The organism is Rhodococcus sp. P4_F3_2, from assembly GCF_056401335.1.
This window is the reverse complement of record NZ_JBFUJN010000018.1, coordinates 19505-45863: the sequence shown is the minus strand read 5'-3', so window position 1 is coordinate 45863 and position 26359 is coordinate 19505. Positions and strand designations below refer to the sequence as shown.

General features: G+C 63.5%; 24 protein-coding genes, 1 tRNA gene and 1 riboswitch. Of the genes, 15 read left to right on the top strand and 10 right to left on the bottom strand.

Annotation, left to right across the window (positions count from 1 at the left end; all coding sequences use genetic code 11):
- Positions 1-36: 36 nt before the first annotated feature.
- Entirely contained in the window at positions 37-882 is an 846-nt protein-coding gene (locus tag AC1DWA_RS19475; protein WP_019748539.1) for an undecaprenyl-diphosphate phosphatase, read from the bottom strand.
- A 228-nt stretch (positions 883-1110) separates the two neighbouring features.
- Here AC1DWA_RS19475 and AC1DWA_RS19470 point away from each other — a divergent pair, with 228 nt between their 5' ends.
- The 5 genes from AC1DWA_RS19470 to AC1DWA_RS19450 all read left to right on the top strand — a co-directional run bounded on the left by AC1DWA_RS19470 (position 1111) and on the right by AC1DWA_RS19450 (position 5850).
- Positions 1111-2046 (top strand): aldo/keto reductase, encoded by a 936-nt coding sequence (locus tag AC1DWA_RS19470; RefSeq protein ID WP_003946175.1) that lies wholly within the window; start codon positions 1111-1113, stop codon positions 2044-2046.
- A 92-nt stretch (positions 2047-2138) separates the two neighbouring features.
- Positions 2139-2825 carry a biliverdin-producing heme oxygenase gene (locus tag AC1DWA_RS19465; RefSeq protein WP_141487250.1) on the top strand — a complete coding sequence of 229 codons (687 nt, stop codon included), beginning with the start codon at positions 2139-2141 and terminating at the stop codon, positions 2823-2825.
- A complete protein-coding gene (locus AC1DWA_RS19460) occupies positions 2822-3829 on the top strand; it encodes a heme/hemin ABC transporter substrate-binding protein (protein ID WP_019748542.1) in 1008 nt (335 codons plus the stop codon). Before AC1DWA_RS19465 ends, AC1DWA_RS19460 begins: the two co-directional genes overlap by 4 nt.
- A 63-nt stretch (positions 3830-3892) precedes the next feature.
- Positions 3893-4990 (top strand): FecCD family ABC transporter permease, encoded by a 1098-nt coding sequence (locus AC1DWA_RS19455; RefSeq protein ID WP_019748543.1) that lies wholly within the window; start codon positions 3893-3895, stop codon positions 4988-4990.
- Positions 4987-5850 (top strand): heme ABC transporter ATP-binding protein, encoded by an 864-nt coding sequence (locus tag AC1DWA_RS19450; RefSeq protein ID WP_020969682.1) that lies wholly within the window; start codon positions 4987-4989, stop codon positions 5848-5850. Before AC1DWA_RS19455 ends, AC1DWA_RS19450 begins: the two co-directional genes overlap by 4 nt.
- On the opposite strand, the gene AC1DWA_RS19445 is transcribed toward AC1DWA_RS19450, so the two are convergent.
- Positions 5831-6253: a hypothetical protein gene (locus AC1DWA_RS19445; RefSeq protein WP_019748545.1), complete on the bottom strand. Its 423-nt coding sequence runs from the start codon at positions 6251-6253 to the stop codon at positions 5831-5833. The two genes, AC1DWA_RS19450 and AC1DWA_RS19445, sit on opposite strands and share 20 nt — an antisense overlap.
- 183 nt (positions 6254-6436) lie before the next feature.
- Between AC1DWA_RS19445 and AC1DWA_RS19440 the strand changes: the two genes are divergently transcribed.
- From AC1DWA_RS19440 to AC1DWA_RS19430, 3 genes are all read left to right on the top strand, one after another.
- Positions 6437-7462 (top strand): NHL repeat-containing protein, encoded by a 1026-nt coding sequence (locus AC1DWA_RS19440; RefSeq protein ID WP_019748546.1) that lies wholly within the window; start codon positions 6437-6439, stop codon positions 7460-7462.
- Positions 7462-7710: a DUF5703 family protein gene (locus AC1DWA_RS19435; protein WP_003946171.1), complete on the top strand. Its 249-nt coding sequence runs from the start codon at positions 7462-7464 to the stop codon at positions 7708-7710. Before AC1DWA_RS19440 ends, AC1DWA_RS19435 begins: the two co-directional genes overlap by 1 nt.
- 75 nt (positions 7711-7785) lie before the next feature.
- A complete protein-coding gene (locus AC1DWA_RS19430) occupies positions 7786-8778 on the top strand; it encodes a quinone-dependent dihydroorotate dehydrogenase (RefSeq protein WP_477916929.1) in 993 nt (330 codons plus the stop codon).
- Here the strand turns inward: AC1DWA_RS19430 and AC1DWA_RS19425 are convergent.
- On the bottom strand, positions 8717-9253 hold the full coding sequence (locus tag AC1DWA_RS19425) for a YbhB/YbcL family Raf kinase inhibitor-like protein (protein WP_007733394.1): 537 nt from the start codon (positions 9251-9253) through the stop codon (positions 8717-8719). The genes AC1DWA_RS19430 and AC1DWA_RS19425 overlap by 62 nt on opposite strands.
- A 65-nt stretch (positions 9254-9318) precedes the next feature.
- Complete coding sequence (locus AC1DWA_RS19420; protein ID WP_477846597.1) at positions 9319-10671, bottom strand: M20/M25/M40 family metallo-hydrolase; 1353 nt, start codon at positions 10669-10671, stop codon at positions 9319-9321.
- Positions 10672-10789: 118 nt separating this feature from the next.
- Between AC1DWA_RS19420 and AC1DWA_RS19415 the strand changes: the two genes are divergently transcribed.
- The 7 genes from AC1DWA_RS19415 (at position 10790) to AC1DWA_RS19385 (ending at position 19747) form a co-directional block, all read left to right on the top strand.
- Positions 10790-10875 (top strand) — tRNA-Leu (locus AC1DWA_RS19415).
- Between the two features lie 108 nt (positions 10876-10983).
- Complete coding sequence (locus AC1DWA_RS19410) at positions 10984-12525, top strand: SDR family NAD(P)-dependent oxidoreductase (RefSeq protein WP_003946151.1); 1542 nt, start codon at positions 10984-10986, stop codon at positions 12523-12525.
- 157 nt (positions 12526-12682) lie between these two features.
- Positions 12683-13114 carry a universal stress protein gene (locus AC1DWA_RS19405; protein ID WP_020723653.1) on the top strand — a complete coding sequence of 144 codons (432 nt, stop codon included), beginning with the start codon at positions 12683-12685 and terminating at the stop codon, positions 13112-13114.
- Between the two features lie 44 nt (positions 13115-13158).
- Complete coding sequence (locus AC1DWA_RS19400) at positions 13159-14409, top strand: saccharopine dehydrogenase family protein (RefSeq protein ID WP_021333498.1); 1251 nt, start codon at positions 13159-13161, stop codon at positions 14407-14409.
- Between the two features lie 152 nt (positions 14410-14561).
- Positions 14562-16745, top strand: a complete 2184-nt coding sequence (locus AC1DWA_RS19395; RefSeq protein ID WP_019748551.1) for a malate synthase G — start codon at positions 14562-14564, stop codon at positions 16743-16745.
- 159 nt (positions 16746-16904) lie between these two features.
- A complete protein-coding gene (locus AC1DWA_RS19390) occupies positions 16905-18599 on the top strand; it encodes a VWA domain-containing protein (protein ID WP_020969686.1) in 1695 nt (564 codons plus the stop codon).
- Entirely contained in the window at positions 18599-19747 is a 1149-nt protein-coding gene (locus tag AC1DWA_RS19385; RefSeq protein ID WP_046378593.1) for a metallophosphoesterase, read from the top strand. Before AC1DWA_RS19390 ends, AC1DWA_RS19385 begins: the two co-directional genes overlap by 1 nt.
- A gap of 22 nt (positions 19748-19769) precedes the next feature.
- Here AC1DWA_RS19385 and gcvP read toward each other — a convergent pair whose 3' ends face one another.
- The 6 genes from gcvP to gcvH form a co-directional block, all read right to left on the bottom strand.
- Positions 19770-22628 (bottom strand): aminomethyl-transferring glycine dehydrogenase, encoded by a 2859-nt coding sequence (gcvP, locus tag AC1DWA_RS19380; protein ID WP_477846595.1) that lies wholly within the window; start codon positions 22626-22628, stop codon positions 19770-19772.
- 53 nt (positions 22629-22681) lie between these two features.
- Positions 22682-22811, bottom strand: a riboswitch (glycine riboswitch).
- A gap of 220 nt (positions 22812-23031) precedes the next feature.
- A complete protein-coding gene (locus AC1DWA_RS19375; RefSeq protein ID WP_021344354.1) occupies positions 23032-23586 on the bottom strand; it encodes a MerR family transcriptional regulator in 555 nt (184 codons plus the stop codon).
- A 335-nt stretch (positions 23587-23921) separates the two neighbouring features.
- On the bottom strand, positions 23922-24395 hold the full coding sequence (locus AC1DWA_RS19370; RefSeq protein WP_003946194.1) for a bifunctional nuclease family protein: 474 nt from the start codon (positions 24393-24395) through the stop codon (positions 23922-23924).
- Between the two features lie 93 nt (positions 24396-24488).
- Complete coding sequence (gene ftsR / locus AC1DWA_RS19365) at positions 24489-25226, bottom strand: transcriptional regulator FtsR (RefSeq protein ID WP_003946161.1); 738 nt, start codon at positions 25224-25226, stop codon at positions 24489-24491.
- Positions 25226-25720 (bottom strand): glycogen accumulation regulator GarA, encoded by a 495-nt coding sequence (garA, locus tag AC1DWA_RS19360; protein ID WP_003946166.1) that lies wholly within the window; start codon positions 25718-25720, stop codon positions 25226-25228. The genes ftsR and garA overlap by 1 nt, the downstream gene beginning before the upstream one ends.
- Before the next feature lie 211 nt (positions 25721-25931).
- The gene (gene gcvH, locus AC1DWA_RS19355) at positions 25932-26336 is read right to left on the bottom strand and encodes a glycine cleavage system protein GcvH (protein ID WP_020969688.1); all 405 of its coding nucleotides are present in this window, start codon (positions 26334-26336) and stop codon (positions 25932-25934) included.
- Between the last annotated feature and the right edge of the window lie 23 nt (positions 26337-26359).

Below are 26359 nucleotides of genomic sequence, written 5' to 3'. Positions count from 1 at the left end.
GGCCGCACGGACGGGTGGTCGACGTCGAAACGGGCTCTATGTCGCGGACACGACCCCTGTGGCCAGCAGCGCAAGGACGACTACGCCGAGAGCGATTCTGTATCCCACGAACCAGTACATGGAGTGATCGACAACAAATCGAAGCAGCCAGGCGATCGCTGCGTAACCGACCGCGAAGGCGATGACGGTTGCCACCAGCAACTGCGGACCGCTCGCGTTCAGACCCTCACCGGCCGGCTCGAAGGCATCCGGGAGGCTGAACAAACCGGAGGCGAGAACCGCCGGGATCGCCAGCAGGAACGAGTAACGAGCTGCGGCCTCACGGGTGAGTCCGAGGAAAAGACCGGCACTGATCGTGCCACCCGAACGTGAGACACCCGGGATGAGCGCTAGCGCCTGAGCCGAACCCATGATGATGCCGTCGCGCGCTGTGAGCGATTCGATCGGGCGCGTCTTGCGTCCGTAGTACTCGGCAGCGGCGATGACGAGCGCGAACACGATCAACATCGTGGCAATCAGCCACAGATTGCGTGCGCCGGTACGGATCTGGTCTTTGAACAGAAACCCGAGGATGCCGACCGGAATGGTACCGATGATGACGTACCAGCCCATCCGGTAATCGAGATCGCCCCGGTGCTCGGCATTGAACACACCCCGGAACCAGGCAGTGATGATCCTCACGATGTCGCGCGCGAAGTAGATCAACACAGCCAGTTCGGTGCCGAGCTGCGTCACCGCGGTGAACGACGCACCGGCGTCACTGCCGAAGAATATCTCCGACACGATTCGCAAATGTCCGGAAGACGAGATGGGCAAGAACTCGGTCAATCCCTGCACGAGGCCCAGGATCACGGCCTGGAGCCAGGTCATCGCTTCGCCCATCACTCACCGATCCCGGCTGATTCGAATGGGGTTACTGCACACAGGTTTCGTGTGTCGGGTTCACGTTTCACCGGCGCCACGCTACCGGGGCCCACGACGCCGCGCCGCGCCCGGCACGTCCGTGTCCGAATACCCCGACTCGAGGCGAGCGCCTACTAGTCTGCACGTGGTGAGATCTCTCGGGTGCCGCACTTGCGCACACGAGTCGGGCGCGAGATGCAGGCGGTTATGAAGCACAGATCTGTCGGAACGAGCGGACTTCGGGTCTCGCGACTTGGGCTCGGCACACTGACATGGGGACGCGACACGGACGGCGACGAGGCTGCGGCGCAGCTGCTCGCCTTCGCCGAGGCCGGCGGAACCTTGGTCGACACCTCGCCCGCATACGGCGCCGGTGCGGCGCAACGGATCCTCGCGGAGTTGCTCGACGACGTCGTTCCACGTGACGAACTCATCATCAGCTCGAGCGCCGGCATCGATCCCACTCCGATCGGCACCGACCGCGTCGACTGCTCGCGGCGCGGATTGCTCCGCCAGCTCGACGCGACTCTTCGTGAACTCGGAACCGACTTCCTCGACATGTGGCAGGTCGCAACCTGGGATCCGCTCACGCCCGTCGACGAGGTTGCAGCAACCCTCGACTACGCGGTCTCGAGCGGCAAGGTGCGGTATGTGGGCGTGCGCGGCTACCTCGGCTGGCAGCTCGCGACGGCCGTCGGAGCCGGTGGCGCAACAACACTCGCCGCGACGCAGGCCGAGTACTCGTTGCTCGCGCGCGGCGTCGAGGAAGAATTGTTCGCAGCGGCGGCCCACCACGGCGTCGGAGTGTTCGCCGCAGTACCCCTGGCGGGCGGTGTTCTGACCGGCAAGTACCGCGACGGCATTCCCGTCGATTCCCGCGGCGCCGACGAAGCACATTCGCAAGATGTACAGAGCTATCTGACCGATTCCTCGATCCGGGTGGTCGACGCCGTCGTTACCGCCGCCGACGGTCTGGGTACTTCCCCACTGGCGGTGGCACTGGCCTGGGCGCGCGATCGCGCCGGGGTGGCCAGCGCCGTCGTCGGCACGCGGGATCTCGCCCAGTTGACAGGAGTACTGGCAACCGAAGAATTGGAACTTCCGAAAGCGATTGCCGCGGCTCTCGACGATGTGAGCGCTTGATCTGTCCCGCTGATCGAAATACCGAAGGTATCGTGTTGGCGAGGGCAGGCTAACCTAGTAGGCAACGCTTGACTACAGCCTCAGGAGAATCAATGACCACGCTCGACGTAGACAGCCTTTCCGCAGACGCAGGCCCCGCCTTCTCCGAACGAATCAAGACCGAGACGGACGCAGCACACCGCGAGACGGAGCAGTCCCGATTCGTAGGCGCGCTTCTCGGCGGTGAGCTGACCACGGCTGGCTACGCCGCTCTTCTGCGACAGACGTACCTCGTCTACACGAGCCTCGAAGAGGCCGGCCGCACACACGCCGACAACGAGTTGGTCGCTCCGTTCCTGTCCGAGGATCTGTTGCGGGTGGCTTCGCTCGAAGCCGATCTCGAGTTCCTCGGCGGACCGAACTGGCGCGACGAACTCGTGGCCTTGCCGGCAACCGAGCGTTACATCGCCCGCCTGAAGGAAGTGGCGTTCGACTGGCCCGCCGGCTTCGTCGCACATCACTACCTGCGATACATGGGTGACCTCTCGGGCGGACAGATCATCCGCCGGATGCTCGAGCGCGCCTACGGATTCGAGACCGACGGACTTCGCTTCTACATCTTCGAAGGCATCCCCAAGCCGAAGCCTTTCAAGGACGACTACCGCTCGAATCTGGATGCGCTGCAGATTCCGGCCGAAGAACAGCAGCGTTTCATCGACGAGGTGAATCTGGCGTACCGCCTCAACGGTGACCTGTTCGCCGACCTCGAAGGCGACATCGAGAGCTACCTCGTCAAATGATGAAGCGCTTGGCCGCGGCGGCACTGGTCGCAGCAGCCGGTTTCGGTCTGGTGGCTTGCGGATCCAGCGACAACTCCACGACATCTCAGGGTGCCCGGACCGCAGTACTCGAAGATTCCAGCCCGGTTCCCGTGTCCGACAACCCGACCGCAACGCTGCCCGTGACGGTGAAGAGCTTCGACGGCGTCGACGTGACCATCACCGACAACAGCCGGATCGTTGCGGCCGACCGCTACGGGACGCTCGCAACGACAACGGTGGCGCTCGGCCTCGGTGACAACCTTGTCGGCCGCGACACCGCCGCCAAGTTCCCCGCGGTCGCGGACGTACCGGTTGTCACGGTCGGCGGCCAATCGCTCAATACCGAAGCCATCCTCGATTTGAATCCCACCGTGGTTCTCACTGACACGAGCATCGGGCCCAAGAGCGTCCAGGATCAGTTGCGCGCCGCCGGTGTTCCCGTGGTGTTCTTCGACCCGACCCGAACCCTCGAAGGTGTGCCGGGGCAGATCCAAGCAGTCGCCGACGCGCTCGGCGTTCCGGCCCAGGGCGCAGCGCTGATCGATCGAACCGAATCGGAGATCGCTGCTGCGCGCGATCTGGTTCCCAACGACGGCGATCCACTGAAGATCGCGTTCCTCTACATGCGCGGATCGGCCATCACCATGATCGGCGGTGAAGGTTCGGGTGCCGATTCCTTGATCGAGGCCCTCGGCGCCACAGATGCGGGTACCGCCTCGGGCATCACACAACAGTTCGTACCCATCACCAGCGAAGCGCTCATCGCCGCAGCGCCTGACGCCCTGCTGATGATGACGGACGGATTGGCATCGATCGGCGGAATCGACGGCCTCGAAAAGGTCCCTGGCATCGCTCAGACGCCGGCCGGAAAGAACAAACGAGTAGTCGACATGGAGGACGGTGTCCTGCTCAGCTTCGGGCCGAACACCGGACGCGTCATGGCGGCACTCGCCGAAGCGATCTACGAGCCCGGTGGATCGTGAGCAAAGATTTGTGAGTGCTGATTCGTGAGTACAGAAACAGGTAGTTCCGAAGCAGGTAAGTCTGTGTCCGCAGCCGAGGATTCACATGACGTCGGGGGCGCCGACAAATCGGCGTCTGGCCCCGCGTCGCGGTCGCGGGTGAGTGCGGTTCTGGTCAGCTTGACTCTCGCCCTGGTGATCGTCGCAGTGCTGTCGGCGTGCATCGGTCAAGTTCCGACATCGCCTCTCGAGGTTTTGGGCAGCATCCTGCACCGCATCGGGATCGATCTCGGTCCGATGCCCGCCCATCCCAGCGGTGAAGTGACTTTGTGGGAGGTTCGCTTCCCCCGCGTCGTGCTCGCCATCTGTGTCGGCGCGGCGCTGGGATGTTCCGGTGCGCTCCTGCAGGGTGTGTTCTCCAATCCACTCGCGGAGCCCGGGGTGATCGGAGTGTCCGCGGGCGCTGCAGTTGGCGCGAGCGCTGTCATCGTCGTCGGCGGCACGTTCGTGGCCGGCTGGGCCGTTGCTGCGGCAGCGTTCGTCGCCGGGCTGTTCACCACCGCGGCGGTCTACCTGCTTGCGCGCCACGAAGGCCGAACCGAAGTAGTGACATTGGTACTGACCGGCGTCGCGATCAATGCGTTCGCCGGCGGACTCATCGCGTTCTTCACCTTCGTCGCCAGCCCGTCCGCTCGCGATCAGATCGTGTTCTGGCAACTCGGCTCACTCAACGGAGCGTCGTGGAATGCCGTCATGATCGTGGCGCCGATGACCGTTGTCGGAATTGCCGCGACGGTCATGATCGCTCCGCGTCTGGACCTTCTCGCACTCGGTGAACATGCAGCTCGTCACCTGGGTGTCAACGTCGAACGGCTGCGCCAGTTCGCGGTTCTGATCGTCGCTCTCCTGGTCTCGGCGAGTGTTGCCTTCACCGGCATCATCCTCTTCGTCGGACTGATCGTTCCGCACCTGATGCGCATTCTTGTCGGCCCCGGCCACCGCGCGCTGATTCCGGCGAGCGCCCTTGCCGGCGCACTGGTTCTGCTTGTCGCAGATCTCGGCTCGCGGTCGCTGATCGACAACGCAGACCTGCCCCTCGGAATGCTGACCGCTCTGGTTGGCGGCCCCTTCTTCTTCTGGCTTCTCCGACGAACACGCGCGCAACAGGGCGGGTGGGCATGAGCAGCCTCGTAAGAAACTGGCGCGAACTGTTCGGCCGCGTCACCCCCGAACCGGAAAGCCCTGGCGTCGGTGATGTCACCCTCGAAGCGCGCGACATCACCGTCGAACGCGGTGGTCGACACATTCTCGAAGGCGTATCCATCGAAGTCCGGGCAGGCGAGCTCGTCGTCCTCGTCGGACCGAACGGCGCCGGTAAGTCGACTCTTCTTGCGGCGTTGGCCGGTGATCAGCCCGTCATCGCTGGGCGGGTGGACGTCGAAGGCACCGACCTCACTCAGTGGTCGCCGATCGACATGGCGCGCCGACGCGCGGTGCTCCCCCAGAAACACACCATCGGATTTTCGTTCAGCGCTCGCCAGGTCGTTCGCATGGGACGTGCGCCATGGGCCGGAACTCGCCGAGAAGACCGCGACGGCGCTGCTATCACCGCGGCGATGAAGACCTGCGATGTCGAGGGGTTCGCCAATCGGCCGTTCGCCGTGCTGTCCGGTGGCGAGCAGGCGCGGGTCGCTCTTGCCCGGGTACTGGCACAGGAAACGTCGACCATCCTGCTGGACGAGCCGACTGCAGCACTCGATCTCGGACACCAGGAAGCGGTGATGTCCGTGGCGCGCGCTCGCGCTGCGGACGGCGATGCCGTCGTCGTCGTGTTGCACGATCTCGCGTTGGCAGCGGCGTATGCCGACCGAATCGTCGTACTCGAGAATGGACGCATCGCCGCCGACGGTCCCCCGGAATCGGTGCTGCACGAAGAGCTTCTGACCCGCGTCTACGGTTATCCGGTCGAGGTGTTCCCGCATCCGACAACCGGAGCAACGCTGGTTATCCCGCGCCGAGAATTCACCGAACAGAATCGATGATCGATCCCAGCCTGTTCAGGACTGCTCTCACCGTCGGCAGGCTGCGACCCTCGCCCTGACGAACGCCGTCACCGACGTCCGGATGTGACCAATCAGTCTCGGTCGAGAGAACTGCGTCGCGCACCACACCGGCGATGCTTCGCTCGTCGGTCAGATCGATGTCGGTGACCGATCGCTCCGCCGTGGCGACAACGTCCGAAGGGGTCGGCACACTGTGCTCGCAGTATTCGCCGTATACCTCGACGAACAGCACGCTCTTGCGTACGCGGAACGCGAAAGTTCGACCGTCGGACCTGCCGAAACCGTGTGCATGAGCGCCGACGGTGAGGTCCTCGATCTCGAAGCCCGGCCGCGCCGGTTCGGGCGGCTGTGCGCCGGAATCGGTGGGTCCTGTGGGAATCACAATGATCTCCTCGGTGATTGCAGCGTCAACCGCAACCGCTGTTCGTACGGTATCGCGTCAAGGGTGTGAGCGGAATGGTCGGTAGTTCCTCGACGCGATGAACGGCGCCCGACTGCGATCAGGGATGATCGATGACAGTCGCACTGCGTGAAGAACAGATGACAAGAAAAAGAGGAACTACACATGGCTCGCCTAGGGATCCGCACCACTGCAGCAGCAATGGGGGCGGCGGTTCTGCTGGTCACAGGATGTTCTTCCGGAGATGGCGGAGACGACCTCATCACGATCGATCCCGCTACGGCAGCGGTCTCACCGGCCACCACCAGCACCCCGGACGGCGTGGTTCACCCGTATTCAGGTCTGATCGATTCCATCACATTCGACCCGATCACGCGCAGCGCTGTTCTGGTTGCCAACGACCCACGATCGGTGCTGGTCGTTCCTTCGGACAGTTTGGCCGGCGCCGACCCCGCCTCCGCAGGTCGTCCGATAGCTCTGGATTCAGACGTACGCGACGTTTCGATCGGCTCCGACGGTAGCGCTCTGCTGGCGATGGATCGCCAGGTAGTGAAGCTGAATCTGACATCGGGCGAACAGACGTCCATACCGGTCGACGGCCAGGCGAACTCCGCGGTCGAGCTGACCGACGGCCGCATCGCGATCGGCACGGACAATGGTTCAGTTCACATCGTCGACCCGAAGACCGATCAGTCACAGACGGTTTCGGGGTTTGCATCCGTCGACGAACTTGCGGTGACCGGCGACAACCTGAGCGCCCTCGATCACCGTCAGACCTCGCTGACGGCGATCAATCTCGAAGACGGCAAACTCGGCGTCGCTCTCCGCGCCGGTGAAGGCGCAACTCATCTGGCCACCGATCGCTTCGGACGCATCCTTGTCACCGACACCACCGGCAACGAACTGCTCGTCTTCACGGCCGATCCGCTCCTGATGCACCAGCGCTACCCCGTCGGCGAGTCGCCATACGCCGTCGCCTACGACGAGACCGCGGATCGGGTGTGGGTGACGCTGACCGCGACCAATGAAGTGGTCGGCTTCGATCTGTCGTCCGGCATCCCCGTGGAGACCGGACGGTTCAAGACGGTGCGACAGCCGAATTCGTTGGCCGTAGACTCTTCCAACGGCAATCTGATCGTCGGATCGGCAACCGGTGACGGGCTGCAGGTCATCCCGTCACGGGAGAACTGATGGAAAAGCGTACGCGCGGGATCCCCGCGCAGTGGGAGACGTCGGACGACAAGTTCGACTACGTGCCACTCCGGCTACCGCCGAACGTTTCGCGGGTCACGGCGTCGATGCGCCTGGCGATCTCCGCCGAGTTCGGCGGGTGGGAACTCTCCCGAGTCCGTCTCTACCCCGACGGCAGCCGTCGCGTGCTCCTCAAGCGAAAGAAGACGCCGCTGCACGTGACCGATCCGGACGGCATTCAGCACTGATCGTTCAACAGACGACCAGAACCCGCCGCTATCGAAACCGCTGACAAAATCACACCATCGAAGAGCTGGAGAATCGTGTACCAACTGCTGCTGAGCCTGATGTTCCGAGTCCCACCGGAACGCATCCACCACATTGCCTTCACCGCGATGAAACTGGTGACACGGTTCGCTCCCCTTCGCTGGCTGGTCGCAAAAGTCCTTGTCATCGACGACCCGGTTCTGCGCAGTCAGGCTTTCGGTCTGACGTTCCCGGCACCTCTCGGTCTGGCCGCAGGATTCGACAAGGACGCCACCGGAGTCGACGCCTGGGGCCCGTTGGGATTCGGTTTCGCCGAGGTCGGAACAGTAACGGCCCAAGCTCAGCCCGGTAACCCGGCGCCGCGTCTCTTCCGACTTCCGGCCGACCGCGCTCTGATCAACCGAATGGGCTTCAACAACCACGGCGCTGGTCACGCGGCGAATTTCCTGCGACAGCGCCGCGTCACGGTGCCGATCGGTGCCAACATCGGCAAGACCAAGATCGTCGAAGCTGCCGACGCCGCTGCCGACTACACCGCCAGCGCACAGCTTCTGGGTCCGCTGGCCGACTTCATGGTCGTGAATGTCAGCTCGCCGAACACACCCGGACTCCGTGATCTGCAGGCCGTCGAATCTCTGCGCCCGATCCTGCGGGCCGTGCTCGACACCGTCAGCGTGCCGGTACTGGTGAAGATCGCGCCCGATCTCTCGGACGAGGACGTCGACGCTGTCGCCGATCTGGCAGTCGAGCTCGGGCTTGCCGGAATCGTCGCGACCAACACCACGATCCGCCGCGACGGTTTGAAGACCCCGGATGCCGAGGTAGCTGCACTCGGCGCTGGCGGGCTGTCGGGTGCACCGGTGGCCGACCGCTCGCTCGAGGTGCTCCGGCGCCTGTACGCCCGAGTCGGCGACAAGCTGACCATCATCTCGGTCGGCGGTATCTTTATTAACCGCCCGCGGTTAATAAAGGCGCACAGCAAAGTGATTACTCGACCTCGAACGTCCCGGTCAGGGTTGCACGCGCAATCGCGTGATGGAACACGTTGAAACCGAGGAACGCCGGCGACGAGTCAGGGGTGACTCCGTCGAGCGTCTCCACGTCGAGGGCATGCACCGCCACGATGTAGCGATGCGGACCGTGCCCGGGAGGCGGGCCTGCGCCGATGAAACCGAACCCGCCACCGTCGTGGCGGAGGGTGACGGTTCCGGCAGGCAGGACATCGCTGTCCGCCGCGCCGGCACCGGCCGGGAGTTCTGTGACGGAAGCGGGGATGTTCGCCACGGCCCAGTGCCAGAATCCTGACGCCGTCGGTGCGTCCGGATCGAACACCGTCACCACGAAGCTCTTCGTCTCGGCCGGAAAGCCGGACCACGAGAGCTGCGGTGAGATGTCTTCGCCACCGGGAACACCGAAAGCTCCACTGGCCTGAGCAAGCTTCAGCGGCTGGCCCGCAGTGATGTCGTCACTGGTCAGCTCGAAACTCGGCAACTTCGGCAATGGTTCGTACGGATCGTGCGCCATGCGAATCCTTTCTGTGACAAGAGAGCTCGATGTGCGTCGAGCTCACGGATCTATCTACGTGCTCGTCAGGAATTGAGCAGGAAATGTTCCAGAACACGTGTCCCGAACAGTAGTGCGTCCACCGGAACTCGCTCGTCGACGCCGTGGAACAGCGCACTGAAATCGAGCTCGGGCGGCAACTGCAAAGGTGCGAAGCCGAAGCAGCGAATGCCCAGTTTCGCGAATGCCTTCGCGTCGGTTCCGCCGGAGAGCATGTACGGAACTGTGCGACCCTCCGGATCGTGGGCGAGGATCGCCTCGTTCATGGCGTCGACGAGGTGGCCGTCGAACGTTGTTTCGTACGAATCGAGCTTGGTGATCCACTCGCGGGTCACGTCGGGGCCGATCAGCTGGTCCACCGTGCGCTCGAATTCGGCCTGACGTCCCGGCAGCACGCGGCAGTCGAAGACTGCCTCGGCAGTCTGCGGAATGACGTTCGCCTTGTATCCGGCCTTGAGCATCGTCGGGTTCGCCGTGTCACGGAACGTCGCCCCGATGATGTTGGCGATCGTCCCCAGCTTCGCGAGAGTCCCGTCGATGTCGGGTGATCCCGGATCGAAGTCCAATCCGGTCTCTTCGCCGACGGCGGTGAGGAACTCGGCAACCGAATCCGAGATCACGATCGGGAACTGATGAGCAGCGAGTCTCGAGACCGCGCCGGCGAGTGTCGCGACTGCGTTGTCGTCGTGGAGGAAGGAGCCGTGCCCGGCACGTCCCTTGGCCGCCAGACGCATCCAACCGAGGCCCTTTTCCGCAGTCTCCACGAGGTAGAGCCGGCGGTCGGTTCCGTCCGGCCGCGGAACCGTCAGCGAGAAACCGCCCACCTCACCGACGGCTTCGGTCACTCCCTCGAACAGATCCGGGCGGTGCTCGACCAGCCACTGGCATCCGTACTTTCCGCCAGCTTCCTCGTCCGCCACGAAGGCGAACACCAGATCACGCGGCGGTACGACGCCTTCCGCCTTGAACTGTCTGGCGATGGCCAGGATCATCCCGACCATGTCCTTCATGTCCACGGCGCCGCGCCCCCAGACGTAACCGTCCTGGACGGTGCCGGCAAAGGGATGGACGCTCCAGTCGGCGGGCTCGGCCGGAACGACGTCGAGGTGACCGTGAAGCATCAATGCGCCTCGACCCGACTCAGCTCCCTTCAAGCGGGCAAAGACGTTCCCGCGTCCGGGTGCACCGGACTCGACGTATTCCGTCTCGTAGCCGACTTCTTGAAGCTGCGCGGCAACCCACTCCGCGCACGCACGCTCACCCTTGGTGGTTTCGAGTTCTCCCGTGTTCGAGGTGTCGAAGCGGATGAGAGAACTGACCAGTTCGACTACTTCTGCTTCGGCTCTGCTCGGATTCGGATTATTCGGGGTTGTGGTCATTCCACTTTCCTACCATCGAATCAAACGACGCGGGCGACCGGAATGCCCCGCAACCTGGCGATTTGGGGCAGCTGACCTAATCGGATACTCTTTCCCAGCACCGAGAAATCGGGGCCGAGTCCGAGTGGCGGAATGGCAGACGCGCTAGCTTGAGGTGCTAGTGTCCTATTAACGGACGTGGGGGTTCAAGTCCCCCCTCGGACACTCTGTGTTGAGACAGACAGGAAAAGCTCCGGTTCATCGAACCGGAGCTTTTCTCGTAATTGGCGAAGTTCCCGCACCAGGGAACAGTCCGCGCGAGCGGCGATCGAGATGGAACAGAAGTTCGAAGTGGATACAGACACCAAGAAGTCGGATGCACTGCAGGCAGATTCGCTGGAAACAGCCGATTCAGAATCTGCTCGAGCCGAACTCACCGGCCTCGACCCCGCAGAACTCGAAATCTGCCTGAAGGTCCTTTCCGAAGCCGCCGAACTCGACGACGAGCATCCCGATTCGATCACCATGCAGCGCGCTGTCGGCCATCTGTTCAAGCGACTCAAGAAGAAGCGCCGCCTCGCCTCGCGCGCAGCCGTCAACGAAGCGGACCGCCAAGTAGTCGCCGCGACTGCCACAGGTTCACCCGATCGCATCGACGACGAGACCGCAGGCATTCCGATCAAGTCGAACACCGCCGGCGCTTCCGCCGGCACGCTCATCAAGGCGCGACCGTGCTACATCTGCAAGCAGCGCTACACCGCAGTCGACGCCTTCTACCACCAACTGTGCCCCGAGTGCGCTGCCACCAGCCGCAGCAAACGTGATGCGAGCACTGATCTCACCGGCCGACGCGCACTTCTGACCGGCGGCCGCGCGAAGATCGGTATGTACATCGCGCTGCGCCTGCTGCGTGACGGCGCACATCTGACCATCACGACGCGATTCCCCAACGACGCGATCCGCCGATTCAAGGCGATGGAAGACAGCAACGACTGGATTCACCGTCTGCGCATCGTCGGCATCGACCTCCGCGACCCCGCCCAGGTTGTTGCACTCGCGGATTCCGTTGCCGCACAGGGTCCGCTCGACATCCTCATCAACAACGCCGCGCAGACCGTCCGACGCTCCCCCGGTGCCTACGGCGCTCTGGTTGACGCCGAGTCCGGAGCACTGCCCGCCGGTGAACTCCCTGATGTCCTGACCTTCGGCAAGACGAGCGACGCCCACCCCGCGGCTCTGGCCGGATCGCTGTCGGACGTCGCAAGCATCACCTCCGGAAATCTGTCCGCCGACGCGGTCAGTTCGCTCGCACTCGTCGCCAAGTCGGCTTCACCCGATCGCATCGAGCAGGGCATCGCCATCGACGCCGGCGGGCTGCTGCCGGACCTCGCGCACACCAACAGTTGGGTCCAGACCGTCGAGGAGGTCGATCCGATCGAGCTTCTCGAAGTCCAGCTCTGCAACTCGGTCGCGCCCTTCATCCTCGTTTCACGCCTGCGCCCGTCGATGGCCGCGGCAGCTGCGCGACGCAAGTACGTCGTGAATGTCTCCGCCATGGAAGGCCAGTTCAGCCGCGCATACAAGGGCCCTGGCCACCCGCACACCAACATGGCCAAGGCAGCACTGAACATGCTGACCCGCACCAGCTCCAAGGAAATGCTCGACGACGGCATCCTCATGACCGCCGTCGACACCGGCTGGATCACCGACGAACGCCCGCACTTCACCAAGATGCGGTTGGCCGACGAAGGTTTCCACGCGCCGCTCGACCTCGTCGACGGTGCAGCCCGCGTCTACGACCCAATCGTTCAGGGCGAGTTGGGCGTCGACCTGCACGGCTGCTTCCTCAAGGATTACAAACCCTCGCCGTGGTGATGGGCGGCACCCCGTAGTGGTGACAGGCAGCACCTAGGCGCCCCGATGTGGCGATCTCGTCACCGCCAAACCCCCGTGTCGAGTAGCTCAATTCAGGTAGGGCACAGCATTGCAGGCGATAATGGACTGCGAACCTGCTCACCGACTCGGAGGAACCATGACGATCGCCGTCGTACACAAGGACAGCCCGGAAGGCCGCGCCGCAATCGTGGCCGCCGCACGGGAATCCGTGGGTCGAAGCGAGGAACTGCTGGTTCTGCACGTCCTGGACGATGTCAACATCGGGGACACGGCCGACACCGGAGACACCGAGGACGATCGGGCCGCTCTTCGCGGCGAGATTCAGTCAGCGCTCGACGCCGGTGGATTCTCGGAGACGAAGTGGGATCTGCGCACCACCGAGCACGACGGCGATCCGGTGACCGCGCTCGTGAACCTGGTCCACGGCGCGGGTGTCGATCTCCTGATCGTCGGAACACGCCGGATGTCCCCCATCGGCAAGTTCCTCCTCGAACGCCCGCTGCAGCGTCTCCTGCTCGAAGTGGAGGCTCCGATCCTCGTCGTCAAGGAACCCCTCCCTGCTGAGTGACCTCTGTCACATCACTTTCGAGTGCGCGTTTGTAGGCTGGCTCCATGACTGGAACCTCGCCCGCCCGAGAACTCGACATCATCGTCTACGGAGCGAGCGGCTTCGTCGGAAAGCTACTCGCCGACTACCTCGTCAAACATGCTCCCGAAGGCACGAAAATCGGCCTCGGTGGCCGCTCCCTCGAGAAGTTGGCAGCCACTCGCGCCGATCTGGGTACCGCCGCGGCCGATCTCCCCTTGATCATCGCCGACGCCGACGACGCCACCGCATTGAAGGCGCTCGCGCAGCGAACTCGGGTCGTCGCCACCACGGTCGGCCCGTACGCCAAGTACGGTCACACCCTTGTTCACGAATGCGCCTCCGCCGGAACTCATTACGTCGACCTCACCGGTGAGGTGCTGTTCCACCGCGAGAGCATCGACGCCAACCATGAACTGGCGGTCTCGACCGGCGCAAAGATCGTCCATTCCTGCGGATTCGATTCCATCCCTTCCGATCTCGGAGTTCACGTCCTCCACGAGAAGGTCACTGCCGACGGCGCCGGTGAGCTCACCGACACAACGCTGGTGGTCACGGCGCTGCGCGGCGGCGTGAGCGGTGGCACGATCGATTCGCTTCGCAATCAGATCGACGTGTCGAAAGACGATGCGCGCCTGCGGAAACTCGCGGCCTCGCCGTATTCATTGAGCCCCGATCGTGACCGGGAGCCCGACCTCGGACGACAGAGCGACGTGAGCGTGGTCGACGGCAAGAAGATCGATCCGTCGTTGAAGGGTTGGAAGGCACCGTTCGTGATGGCGTCGTACAACACACGAGTCGTCCGTCGCAGCAATGCGCTCCGAGAGTGGGCGTACGGCAAGAAGTTCAAGTACAGCGAGGTGATGAGCGTCGGCTCCTCGGTGGTGTCACCGGTAATCGCGGGCGGTGTCGCAGTCGGCCTCGGCGCGCTGGTCGCCGGACTCGCTCTACCTCCGACGCGTTTCCTTCTCGACAAGGTATTGCCTGCACCCGGCGAGGGCCCGAGCGAGAGCACCCAGAAGAAGGGGCACTTCACGCTCGATGTGTTCACCACGACCACGACCGGCGCTCGATACACCTCACGAGTGAAGGCGAAGGGCGACCCGGGATACAGCGCGACGGCGGTAATGCTCGGCGAATCTGCGTTGTCATTGGCGAAGGACCACAAGGATCTCCCCCCGGCCACCGGCGTTCTGACTCCAGCGACAGCGCTCGGCGACGTCCTGGTCGAGCGTCTACGCGCGGCTGGTTTCGAGATTTCCGCGCGCAAACTCTAGACAGAACGAATTTCACTTGATCGTTTCAGCTCTTCGCGCCCGATTATCGCAGCTCAGGGCGCGGACAGCGGTGGGAATACTCCCAGGTAACATTGATGTTGGTTCATGGCATCCATATGTGGTGCTCCGCTTTCGGAAAAGTGAGGCTATTCATGACTGAGCGCGTTCAGGTCGGCAGTCTTCAGGTTGCCAAGGTTCTCTACGACTTCGTGGTCGAGGAGGCTCTTCCCGGCACCGGTGTAGACGCCGAGACGTTCTGGGCCGGCGCCGACAAGGTCATCACCGAGCTCGCACCGAAGAACCGCGATTTGCTTGCCAAGCGTGACGATCTGCAGGCTCAGATCGATCAGTGGCATCGCGATCATGCCGGCGCTCCCATCGACGCTGCCGCATACAAGGCGTTCCTGCAGGAGATCGGCTACCTCTTGCCGACGCCTGCCGAGTTCTCGGTCACCACCGCGAACGTCGACACAGAGATCACCTCGACGGCCGGCCCGCAGTTGGTCGTGCCGATCCTCAACGCGCGCTTCGCTCTCAACGCGTCCAACGCCCGCTGGGGTTCGTTGTACGACGCGCTGTACGGCACCAACGCCATCTCGGAGGAGAACGGCGCCGAGAAGGGTTCCGGCTACAACAAGGTCCGAGGCGACAAGGTCATCGCCTGGGCGCGTGAATTCCTCGACGCGGCAGCACCTCTCGCGTCGGGGTCGCATGCAGATTCGACCAAGTACGTGATCGACGGCAGTGAACTGAAGATCACGTTGGCAGACGGTACGGTCACCACCCTCGCCCAGCCGGAGAAGTTCGTCGGCTACCTCGGCGAGAAGGACGCACCGACGAGCATCCTGCTGCTCAACAACGGATTGCACGCCGAGATCCAGATCGACGCGTCCTCCCCGATCGGCAGCACCGACGCCGCCGGTGTCAAGGACGTCGTTCTCGAATCGGCCGTCACCACGATCATGGACTTCGAGGACTCGGTCGCCGCTGTCGACGCCGACGACAAGGTTGTCGGTTACCGGAACTGGTTGGGCCTCAATCGCGGTGATCTGTCCGAGGAGATCAAGAAGGGCGCCAAGTCCTTCACTCGTACGCTCAACGGCGACCGTAAGTACACCGCCGTCGACGGCAGCGAACTCAGCCTGCACGGTCGTTCGCTCCTGTTCGTCCGCAACGTCGGTCACCTCATGACCAACCCCGCGATCCTCGATGCCGACGGCAACGAGGTCCCCGAGGGCATTCTCGACGCTTTGATCACCAGCACCTGTGCAGTGCACGGCCTCTCGATCAGTGACGCCAACGGCCCGCTCGACAACAGCCGCACCGGCTCGATCTACATCGTCAAGCCCAAGCAGCACGGCCCCGAGGAAGTTGCCTTCACCACCGAACTGTTCGGCCGCGTCGAGCAGGTCCTCGGGCTTCCCGAGAACACGCTCAAGGTCGGCATCATGGACGAGGAGCGTCGCACGACAGTCAACCTCGCTGCCTGCATCAAGGAAGCCGTCGACCGCGTCGTGTTCATCAACACCGGCTTCCTCGACCGCACCGGCGACGAGATCCACACCTCCATGGAAGCCGGCGCGATGGTGCGCAAGGCCGAGATGAAGAAGCAGAAGTGGATCGGTGCGTACGAGGACTGGAACGTCGACACCGGACTGGCCTGCGGCCTGCAGGGCAAGGCGCAGATCGGCAAGGGCATGTGGGCCATGACCGAGCTGATGGCAGACATGCTCGAGCAGAAGATCGGCCACCCCAAGGCCGGCGCCAACACCGCGTGGGTTCCTTCGCCGACCGGCGCAACGCTGCACGCGACGCACTACCACCGCGTCGACGTGTTCGCTGTTCAGGACAGCCTGAAGGGCAAGCCGCGTGCGAGCGTCGACGACATCCTGACCATCCCGCTCGCTCCCAGCACCGACTGGACGGACGCGGAGAAGAAGGAAGAGCTCGACAACAACTGCCAGTCCATCCTCGGCTACGTCGTCCGCTGGATCGACGCGGGTGTCGGCTGCTCCAAGGTTCCCGACATCCACGATGTCGCGCTCATGGAGGACCGCGCCACCCTGCGCATCTCGAGCCAGCTGCTCGCCAACTGGCTGCGTCACGGCATCGTCAGCGAGAGCGACGTTGTCAGTGCACTCGAGCGCATGGCCCCGGTTGTCGACCGTCAGAACGAGGGCGACGCCGAGTACCGCAACATGGCACCTGATTTCGATTCCAACATCGCGTTCCAGGCTGCCAAGGAACTCATCCTCGAAGGCGCGAAGCAGCCCAGCGGATACACGGAGCCGATCCTGCATCGCCGCCGCCGCGAGTACAAGGCTGCCAACGCCTGATTTCACCTTCTTCGAACTCGAAGCTGAACCCGAACAGCCTCGGCACCGCTACCGGTGTCGAGGCTGTTCGCGTAGGCCCCGAAGATTCGTCACTAGACTGGCCGAGGACACAGTCCGTTCAGCAGACATTCTTCGAGTGACCAAGGTAGGGCAAGGTACGTGGGCGAACATCGCGGCGGGTCAGGCGCCAGAGGTATCAGCAAGGGGCCGATTCTCGTCGTCGTGCTGATCGTCTTGATCGTTGCAGGCTTCTTCGGGTGGAAGGCCCTCAGCAACCGGATCGACGATCAGGGCCAGCAGGCAGCAGGTACGTGCGTCGAAGGCAACAAGACACTCGACGTCACCGCGGATCCGTCCATCGCCCCACAGATCGAGGAACTGGCCAAGCGGTACACCCAGACCTCTCCGGTCGTGCGCGATCACTGCATCACCGTCGTGGTGCACGGTGCGCCGTCCGCGTCGGTCTCGACGGCACTCGAAGCCGGTCCGGCGGCATCCTGGGACGACGCAGCATTGGGACCGCGTCCCTCCCTGTGGATCCCGACGAGCTCGTTCGAACTCGCGCCGCTGGCGGGCAAGGCCGTGATCAACGGTGATCCTCGCTCGCTCGCGAGTTCCCCGATCGTTCTGGCAACCGGCCCCGAGACCGCGGCAGCATTGGCCGGCGCAGCATCGAGTTGGAAGTCATTGCCTTCCGATCTGACGGTCGCCCTGCCGGTCGGAAGTACCGAAACCTCGATGGCCGCACAGGCAATCGCTGCCGACGTCGCCGATGCGGGTGCCGGTCCGGTCACGACGGATCAGGCGAAGTCCGCGCAGGTCAACGCTGCGCTCAGTGCGCGGGCATTGCAGTTCCAATCCTTGCCGACTCCCCCGACGTCCACCGCCGAAGCCCTCGGAGCACTGAGCGCCGGAACACCGGATTCGGTGAAAGCCGTTCCGGCCACGGAACAGTCGATAGCGCAGAGCGCGAACGCGGCGATGACGACGTACTCCCCCGCCGGCGCAACGCCAGTCGCGGACTATCCGGCGGTCATCGTCTCGGGCAGCGGGATCGACGAAACCGCCTCGCGCGCAGCGGCGCAGTTTGCCGATTTCATGCGTGAGCCGAATCAGTCACAGTTGTTCGTCGGCGCCGGTTTCCGGGTCGAGGGTCAAGATCTTCCCGATCTCGGTGCGGTGTCTCCGGCCAAGATCTCGTCCACGTTGAAACCGGCTTCGGCCGAAACCGCAGCTGCGCTCGGTGACATCGTCGCCAATCCGGTCTCTCCGCGTAGTGCCACCATCCTGATGGACACGTCGGCGTCGATGGGTACCGACGACGGTGGCACTACCCGCTTGGCGAACGTTGCCGCGGCAGTGAACACGCAATTGGGTCGCAGCCCTGACGCTTCGGACATCGGCCTTCGCGAGTTCAGCACGGGCACCGACGGAAAACCGTCCGAGCGCATCCTGGTTCCGGGCGGTTCACTGTCCGAGCCGAATCGGCGTGCCACCATCACCGATTTCCTCAACGGGCTTCGAGCCGGCGGAAAGACCTCCAAGTACCCGGCGCTTGCCAGTTCGTACAAAGCCGCGGTTGACGGTTTCGACGCGGGACGAGTCAACTCGGTGCTGCTGATCACCTCGAGTACACCTGACGAATCCACCACGACGCGAGCCGAGCTGCTCAGCGCGATCGCCGCTGCGGGCAATCCGTCGCGTCCGGTACAGGTCGACGTGATCGTCGTCGGTGCGGGCGACGACGTCTCCACACTCCAAGACGTCTCGGATCGGACCGGCGGAACCTTGGTTCGCGTCGATTCGACGTCCGACCCCGCTCTCGCGGCCACAGTGACCAAGATGCTGTCCTGATGGGGCGCGTCGCGGTTTTTGCAGTCCTTCTCGCCCTTCTGACCTGGTTCCTGCACCGCCGACTCGTTCGCGCCACCGGCATCCCGAGGCGATGGGCTCGTCTTGCCGACACTGCGCTTGTCGTCTTGGCGGTCTCGACGCTCATCGGGGTCGGCAGCGGCGAAATCTTCCCGACGTCCTGGGCGCGACCGATCGGATTTCTCGGATGGGTCTGGCTGGCTTCGTGGCTGTACCTGATTCCCGGACTGCTCGTGATCGGCCTGTTTGCCGGGATCAGTCGACTACGTGCACGCCGCACGGATACCACGACCGAAGTCGACCCGGCCAAGCGTCGTACGTTGCAGTTGGCTACAGCAGCAGTCACTCTCGCGGCGATCGGCACCGCCGGCTACGGCGTCTACGAGGCGTCGGGCCCCAAGATTTCACGCGTCCGCGTGCCGCTCGCTCGCCTGCCCGAGGGCTTCAACGGATACCGGATCGCCTTGATCACCGACCTGCACGTGGGACCGGCCCGCGGGGTCGACTTCACCCGCAAGGTGGTCGAGATCGTGAACTCGCAGAATGTCGATCTGATCGCGATCGGCGGCGATCTCGTGGACGGCACCGTCGCAAAAGTTGCTCCCGATCTTGCTCCGCTCGCCGATCTTCAGGCGCCGGACGGAATCTTCGGAGTCAGCGGAAACCACGAGTTCTACGCGGACGACGGTGGCAAATGGCTCGACGTGTGGGAAACATTGGGGATCACCACACTTCGCAACAGCCGCGCCTCGATCCAGCATGACGGCGACACCATCGACATCGTGGGCATCCACGACTACACGTCGCCGGCCCCGTACGAGCCGAACCTTACTGCCGCGCTCGCAGGTCGCGATCCGAATACTTTCGCCTTGCTTCTCGCGCACGAACCGCGTCAAGCGATCGAGGCGTCCGAGATGGGTATCGATCTGCAACTGTCCGGGCACACTCACGGCGGTCAGATGTGGCCGCTGAGGTATCTCGTTCCGCTGCAGCAGCCCTCGGTGCAAGGCTTGGACAAGGTCGGAAACACAGTGCTCTACACGACGCGTGGCGCCGGGGCTTGGGGCCCGCCGGTACGCGTCGGCGCACCGCCGGAGATCACCGTTCTCGAACTCGTACGCGAGAGGTGATGATCTCCGGCGGGCACACGCCTTAGTTGCCTGCGAACGCTTCGATCGGCGGGCACGAGCAGACCAGGTTGCGGTCGCCATGTGCACCGTCGATACGACGCACGGACGGCCACACCTTCGGGCGAGCCTTGCCTCGCGGGAAGACGGCGATCTCACGCGAGTACGGGTGATCCCACTGCGCTGCAATGCTTCCGGCAGTGTGGGGAGCACCGCGTAGCGGGTTGTCCTCCACCGTCCACTCGCCGGCGCCGACGCGATCGATTTCGCCGCGAATAGCGATCATCGCCTCGCAGAACTCGTCGATCTCTTCGAGGTTTTCGCTCTCGGTGGGCTCGACCATCAGTGTGCCGACCACGGGGAAGCTCATGGTCGGTGCATGGAAACCGTAGTCGGCCAGACGCTTTGCCACGTCGTCGACGGTGACGCCAGTGTCCTTGGTCAACCCACGGAGGTCGAGGATGCACTCGTGCGCGACCATGCCGTTCTCGCCGGTGTAGAGAACCGGGAAGTACTCGTCGAGTCGACGCGCGATGTAGTTGGCCGACGCGATGGCGGTCAGGCTGGCGCGGCGCAGGCCCTGAGCACCCATCATCCGGATGTAGGTCCAGGTGATGGGCAGGATGGACGCACTGCCGTACGGCGCTGCCGAGATCGTGCCTCTACCACCGAGTTCGGGGGCCATCGGATGTCCGGGCAAGAACGGCGTCAAGTGTGAGCGCACACCGATCGGGCCGACGCCGGGTCCGCCGCCGCCGTGCGGGATGCAGAAGGTCTTGTGCAGATTCAGGTGGCTGACGTCGCCGCCGAATCGGCCCGGACGGGCAAGGCCGACAAGCGCATTGAGGTTGGCCCCGTCGACGTACACCTGTCCACCGGCGTCGTGTACCGCTGCGCAGATGTCGGAGATCTCATGCTCGTAGACACCGTGTGTTGAAGGGTAGGTGATCATGATCGCGGCGAGACGCTCGGCGTGATCGGCGATCTTCGCGCGCAGATCGTCGACGTCGACGTCACCGTTGGGACGGCAGGCGACTACCTCGACGCGCATCCCGGCCATGACGGCAGACGCCGCGTTGGTGCCGTGAGCACTCGACGGGATGAGGCAGGTGTCGCGGTGGTCGTCGCCCCGGCTGAGGTGGTAGTTGCGGATCGCGAGCAGGCCCGCGTACTCCCCCTGGCTGCCGGCGTTGGGTTGCAGGCTGACGTTGTCATAGCCGGTGACCGCGACCAGCCAGTCTTCGAGATCCTTGATGATCTTCAGCAGACCGGGTGCATCCGACGTGGGCGCGAACGGATGGATCGCGTTGAACGCGGGCCAGGTGATGGATTCCATCTCGGCGGTCGCATTGAGCTTCATGGTGCACGAACCCAGCGGGATCATGCTGCGATCGAGGGCGATGTCCTTGTCGGAGAGCGCGCGCAGGTAGCGAAGCATTGCCGTTTCCGTACGGTAACGGGTGAAGGCTTCGTGCTGCAGGTAGTCGGAGGTGCGCTCCTGAGCAGCCGGAACCGAGTTGCCCTCGGCTTCGATGGCAACAACAGCATCCTCGATCCCGAACGCGTCGAGCACGGCAAGGACGTGGTCGGCGGTGGTGGCCTCGTCGCAGGAGATACCGACATGATCGGCATCGACCAGACGCAGGTTGATCCCGGATTCCTTGGCCGCAGCGACAACGCTGGCCGCCTTACCCGGAACCTGAGCCAGCACGGTGTCGAAGAACGAATCGTGGACTACGGTCACGCCGCCCTCACGCAGGCCGTTTGCCAACGCGTGTGCGCGGGCAGCGACGCGCAACGCAATCGCCTTGAGTCCCTCGGCGCCGTGGTAACTCGCGTACATCGCAGCGAGGATCGCGAGGAGCACCTGCGCGGTACAGATGTTGGACGTCGCCTTCTCACGACGAATGTGCTGCTCACGTGTCTGCAGCGCGAGGCGGTATGCCTTGTCTCCGTCTGCGTCGATGGAGACGCCGACCAAACGGCCGGGCAGCTGACGCGCGTGCTTGGAGTGCACGGCCAGGTAACCGGCGTGCGGTCCGCCGTACCCCATGGGAACACCGAAGCGCTGGGTGGTGCCGAAGCACGCGTCCGCACCCAGTTCACCCGGCGAGGTGATGAGCGTCATCGCAAGAAGGTCGGCGCCGACGGCAACCAGTGCGCCGCGCTCGTGAGCTTCCGCGATGATCGAGGTGTAGTCCACGACGCGTCCCGAAGCGCCAGGGATCTGGGCGATGACACCGAAGAAATCACCTTCGGGCAGTCCGGTAGTGAGATCTGCGGAGACGATCTCGATGCCGAGCGGCTCGGCGCGTGTCTCGATGACGGCGAGGGTCTGCGGGTACAGGTCCGCGTCGACGACAAAGCGTGGGGACTTGCTGCGGTTCGCGCGGCGCAGGAGCGTCATGGCTTCGGCAGCGGCGGTGGCCTCGTCGAGCATCGACGAGTTGGCCAGTTCCATGCCGGAGAGATCGGCGACCATGGTCTGGAAGTTGAGGAGGGCTTCGAGGCGGCCCTGGCTGATCTCCGGCTGATACGGGGTGTACGCGGTGTACCAGGCCGGGTTCTCGATGATGTTGCGCAACAACACCGGCGGCGTCAACGTGTCGAAGTAGCCGAGGCCGATCATCGACGTCGCGACAGTGTTCTGGGCTGCAAGTGCAGTCAGTTCGGCAAGTGCCTCGTGCTCTCCAACCGGAAGCGGCAGAGCGTCGAGTCCGGCCGCGATGCCGTTCGGGGCAGCGTCGAGGATGACGGAGGGAACGGCCTTGGTTGCCAGTTCGTCGAGTGAATCGACACCGACGAGTTCGAGGATGCGCGCGAGTTCCGCGGCGTTCGGACCGACATGGCGGTCGGCAAATATACGGCTTGCAGCGTCGATCACGACAACTCCCAGACAGATCGGAGGATCAGGACACACACCGAACTGCGGTGCGTTCCTCCCCCTCTGTCGCATGCTCGATTCCCGAGCGCCTGAGAGATTCGGTAGTGATCCGCCGATAGACGGAAGCCACAGCCTTTCCCCGTCGGCGGGTGGGTTGTCCCACCGCTTTCCAGAGGCGTCGGAGCCCGTACGGTCCTTGGTGCCTGAGAGATTGACGGGGAGGTATTGCTCCTTCGGCGCCCTGATCCCGCTCACGACTGACCTTTGAGACAAAGACTGAAACAAAGACAAGTTCGGTGAATCGGTATCCGAGGCTCTCCCGTACGCCGGCGACGCAGGCCCAGTCTAGTTGACCGAAACGCCTACCTGCACCGTGGCATCCTCCAAAGAGATGTGACGTGCGTTATCCGGTTTTGCGGCTGGCGCGATTCTTGCGTCGCGAAGCCAACTCGTCTTCCGGGTTGGGATCGCTTTCGCCGCCGTCAGCCCGCTCGGCTGGGAAGTCGGCGATCGTTCCGGTGAGTTCACGCATCGCTCCACTGACTGCGATGCCGAATACACCCTGCCCACCCTGGAGGAGGTCGACGACCTCTTCGGGAGACGTGCATTCGTACACGGTGGTGCCGTCGGAGAACAGGGTGATGTTGGCAAGATCGCGGACGCCACGCTTACGGAGGTGATCGACGGCAACGCGGATGTTCTGCAGTGAGATGCCGGTGTCGAGCAGACGCTTCACGATCTTCAGAACGAGGATGTCCTTGAAGGAGTACAGACGTTGGCTACCGGATCCGGCAGCGCCACGGATCGACGGAACAACCAACGACGTCCGTGCCCAGTAGTCGAGTTGGCGGTACGTGATCCCGGCGATCTGGCACGCACTGGGTACTCGATATCCGACGAGGTCGTCAGGGATGGAATCGTCCGGGAACAGGCCTGGCTGCAGCTCTTCGGAAGACATTTCTGCAGTCGGCTCGGCACTATCGGCTATGCCCGTTCCGCGCTCATTCGACTGTTCTTCCACTGCCGTCTCCCTCTCGCTTCGCCATCATGTAACCAACCTGTGCTATCAGCAGTCACGAGAATCCCGTGCCGACCGAACTTTCAGATGTGAATCCAAGGCAGGTAATTCCATGAGTGGACTTACCCAGAGTACGCCTCGATCGACAAGGCGAGAAGATCTCCACCGCACGCAACGGTAAGACCACGAGGGTGCTCGGTCAACGCAACACGCCGACCGAGACTCAACCTCTACTTGAGAGTTGAAGACTAAAGCCTGATTACGGGCAAACAGGACTAACCGTCAGTGGCCTTGAAGTCGTCCGGCGAGATGGTGTCAAGGAATTCCTTGAACTTCTCGACCTCGTCTTCGCGCTCGTCGGGAATGACCAGACCGGCCTCGGCGAGAACAGCCTCCGACGCGAAGATCGGAACGCCGATGCGCAGGGCCAATGCAATCGAGTCCGACGGACGTGCCGAGACGGTGGTCTGCTCGTCGAAGACGAGATCCGCGTAGAAAGTGCCCTCTTGCAGGTCCACGATCCGCACTTCCTTGAGGCTCCGACCGAATGATTCGATCAAGATCTTGATCAGGTCATGAGTCAGCGGCCGCGCCGGCTCGACTCCCTGTTGTTCGAGAACAATCGCGGTAGCTTCGGTTTGCCCGATCCAGATCGGCAGGTACCGATCGCCGTCGGACTCTCGCAGCAACAGGACCGGCTGATTCTGAGGCTGCTCGACACGAACTCCGATCACACGCATTTCGCCCATCGAGCTTGCCTCCAACCTGACGTGATCCAGCCGACCGACTCCGATGCGGTCGTACTGAAATTCTATTCGAGTGTGCCCCGCTGATCGAGGAACTCAGCGATCGAGACTTCCCCGAACCGCCGACTTGACCAGACATGTGTGCAAAGTCAGCGACAGCGCAGCCAGTTCCCGGACCATTTCCTCGGCACGATCACGTGCTCCGGCGTCACGACCCTTGGCAACCGGTCCGGCGATCTGGGTCACGAGTCCCGCTTCACGATCAGCAGCCAACTTGAACGCCCGCAGATGACGAACCTCCAAGCCGTACTCGGACATCGCCTTCGCGGTGCGCGCCAGCGTCACGGCGTCCTCGTCGAAGAAGCCCGCTGCGCCGGGAACGACCAAACCGGTGCGGATCAGATCGGTCAGAAACCGATCGTCGATGTCGGCGCGAGCGAGAAGGTCCTGACGACCGACTCGAACTTCGCGATCGACCCGGAACGCCTCGGGTGAGACATCGCCCGTAGCGATCGACAGGACGCGAGCACGACGAGGCGCAGGAACTTCTGCACTCACCGTCGCTGCGCCGCTGTCGATCGCTTCGAGTTGTTCTTTGATCACTTTGAGCGGCAGGTACTGATCACGTTGAGCGGTCAGCACGAAGCGAAGACGCTCGCAGTCCTCGACAGAGAATCTGCGGTATCCCGACGGTGTCCGTTGTGGGCTGATCAAACCCTCGGACTCGAGGAAACGGATCTTCGAAATCGTCACGTCGGGAAAATCTGGACGCAACCGATCCAGCACGGAACCAATCGACATTCCGGGCTGGCTCTGCTGCCGCACTGCCGTCATTAGCTACCCGCACCTGCTGACGACTCGCCGACCTGCGAACCGCCGGCACGAGGGCCGGTGAGGAACACCAGACGGAACTTGCCGATCTGAACCTCGTCACCGTTCGCGAGAACTGCCGAATCGACAGGCTCACGGTTGACGTAGGTGCCGTTGAGGCTTCCGACGTCGACGACGTGGAAATCCGCATCTTCCTGACGGAACTCGGCGTGACGACGGCTGACGGTCACGTCGTCGAGGAAGATGTCGCTGTCCGGGTGCCGACCTGCCGACGTCGTCGGCTGATCGAGCAAAAAGCGGGATCCTGCATTCGGTCCCCGCTTGACCACCAGAAGGGCGGCTCCGGCGGGAAGGCCTTCCACGCCCGAAACCGGCTGCTCGGCGGCCGGTGCTGCAGAGGAGGTGTTGTCGAGCTCATTGAGGAAGTCCGCACGGAAAACCGAAGTGGTCTCCGCCGGCGACTCCCCATAGCCCGCGTCGTTACCGTTCTCGCTCACTGTTTCTCCTCCTGGGTCAATCATCCAGATCATGAATCACTGGACTACGCAGTGCACTTTCTTCACGAGCATCTTTCACAGTCACGTTCGATACGGCCCTGCGCCCCGACTCGGCACATGCGTACCTAACGACCGTACCCTGCGCAGACCGCCGCGTGCAGCGAGACAGGCCGCGACACAACACGAGTTGGCCGGTCCACGCGCAGGTTTTCTACTCGGACGTGAGTCCCTTGTATGCCTCCGCGTCCAGCGTTGCCGCGAGTGCGGCGTCGAGTGTGGCCTCGTCGACGACCTCGAGCTCGACCAACCAACCCGTGTTGTACGGATCGGTGTTGACGAGGTCAGGCTGTCCGTCCAATTCACCGTTGGCTGCAAGAACTTTCGCAGTGAACGGAGCAAAGATGTCGGAGACGCTCTTGGTCGACTCGACCTCACCGAGCGATTCACCGGCGGTCACGTCTTCGTCGACAGCAGGAAGCTGGACGAACACGACGTCACCGAGCTGCGACTGAGCAAAGTCGGTGATACCGACTCGAACTGAGGTCGGGCCGGTCCGCTTCACCCACTCGTGCTCCGCGGTGTAGCGCAGATCGGTAGGTGTATCGAGCTCACTCACAGTGGCTTCCTTTCACAGGCCGT

What these genes read in the sequence shown, in the direction of transcription:
- AC1DWA_RS19420 (WP_477846597.1), bottom strand. Translation starts at nt 10,671, where the DNA reads ATGACCACAACCCCGAATAATCCGAATCCGAGCAGAGCCGAAGCAGAA.
- AC1DWA_RS19375 (WP_021344354.1), bottom strand. Translation starts at nt 23,586, where the DNA reads ATGTCTTCCGAAGAGCTGCAGCCAGGCCTGTTCCCGGACGATTCCATC.
- AC1DWA_RS19385 (WP_046378593.1), top strand. Translation starts at nt 18,599, where the DNA reads ATGGGGCGCGTCGCGGTTTTTGCAGTCCTTCTCGCCCTTCTGACCTGG.
- AC1DWA_RS19460 (WP_019748542.1), top strand. Translation starts at nt 2,822, where the DNA reads ATGATGAAGCGCTTGGCCGCGGCGGCACTGGTCGCAGCAGCCGGTTTC.
- AC1DWA_RS19450 (WP_020969682.1), top strand. Translation starts at nt 4,987, where the DNA reads ATGAGCAGCCTCGTAAGAAACTGGCGCGAACTGTTCGGCCGCGTCACC.
- AC1DWA_RS19435 (WP_003946171.1), top strand. Translation starts at nt 7,462, where the DNA reads ATGGAAAAGCGTACGCGCGGGATCCCCGCGCAGTGGGAGACGTCGGAC.
- AC1DWA_RS19370 (WP_003946194.1), bottom strand. Translation starts at nt 24,395, where the DNA reads ATGGGCGAAATGCGTGTGATCGGAGTTCGTGTCGAGCAGCCTCAGAAT.
- AC1DWA_RS19475 (WP_019748539.1), bottom strand. Translation starts at nt 882, where the DNA reads ATGGGCGAAGCGATGACCTGGCTCCAGGCCGTGATCCTGGGCCTCGTG.
- AC1DWA_RS19465 (WP_141487250.1), top strand. Translation starts at nt 2,139, where the DNA reads ATGACCACGCTCGACGTAGACAGCCTTTCCGCAGACGCAGGCCCCGCC.
- AC1DWA_RS19440 (WP_019748546.1), top strand. Translation starts at nt 6,437, where the DNA reads ATGGCTCGCCTAGGGATCCGCACCACTGCAGCAGCAATGGGGGCGGCG.
- AC1DWA_RS19410 (WP_003946151.1), top strand. Translation starts at nt 10,984, where the DNA reads ATGGAACAGAAGTTCGAAGTGGATACAGACACCAAGAAGTCGGATGCA.
- AC1DWA_RS19400 (WP_021333498.1), top strand. Translation starts at nt 13,159, where the DNA reads ATGACTGGAACCTCGCCCGCCCGAGAACTCGACATCATCGTCTACGGA.
- AC1DWA_RS19405 (WP_020723653.1), top strand. Translation starts at nt 12,683, where the DNA reads ATGACGATCGCCGTCGTACACAAGGACAGCCCGGAAGGCCGCGCCGCA.
- ftsR (WP_003946161.1), bottom strand. Translation starts at nt 25,226, where the DNA reads ATGACGGCAGTGCGGCAGCAGAGCCAGCCCGGAATGTCGATTGGTTCC.
- AC1DWA_RS19395 (WP_019748551.1), top strand. Translation starts at nt 14,562, where the DNA reads ATGACTGAGCGCGTTCAGGTCGGCAGTCTTCAGGTTGCCAAGGTTCTC.
- AC1DWA_RS19470 (WP_003946175.1), top strand. Translation starts at nt 1,111, where the DNA reads ATGAAGCACAGATCTGTCGGAACGAGCGGACTTCGGGTCTCGCGACTT.
- AC1DWA_RS19425 (WP_007733394.1), bottom strand. Translation starts at nt 9,253, where the DNA reads ATGGCGCACGATCCGTACGAACCATTGCCGAAGTTGCCGAGTTTCGAG.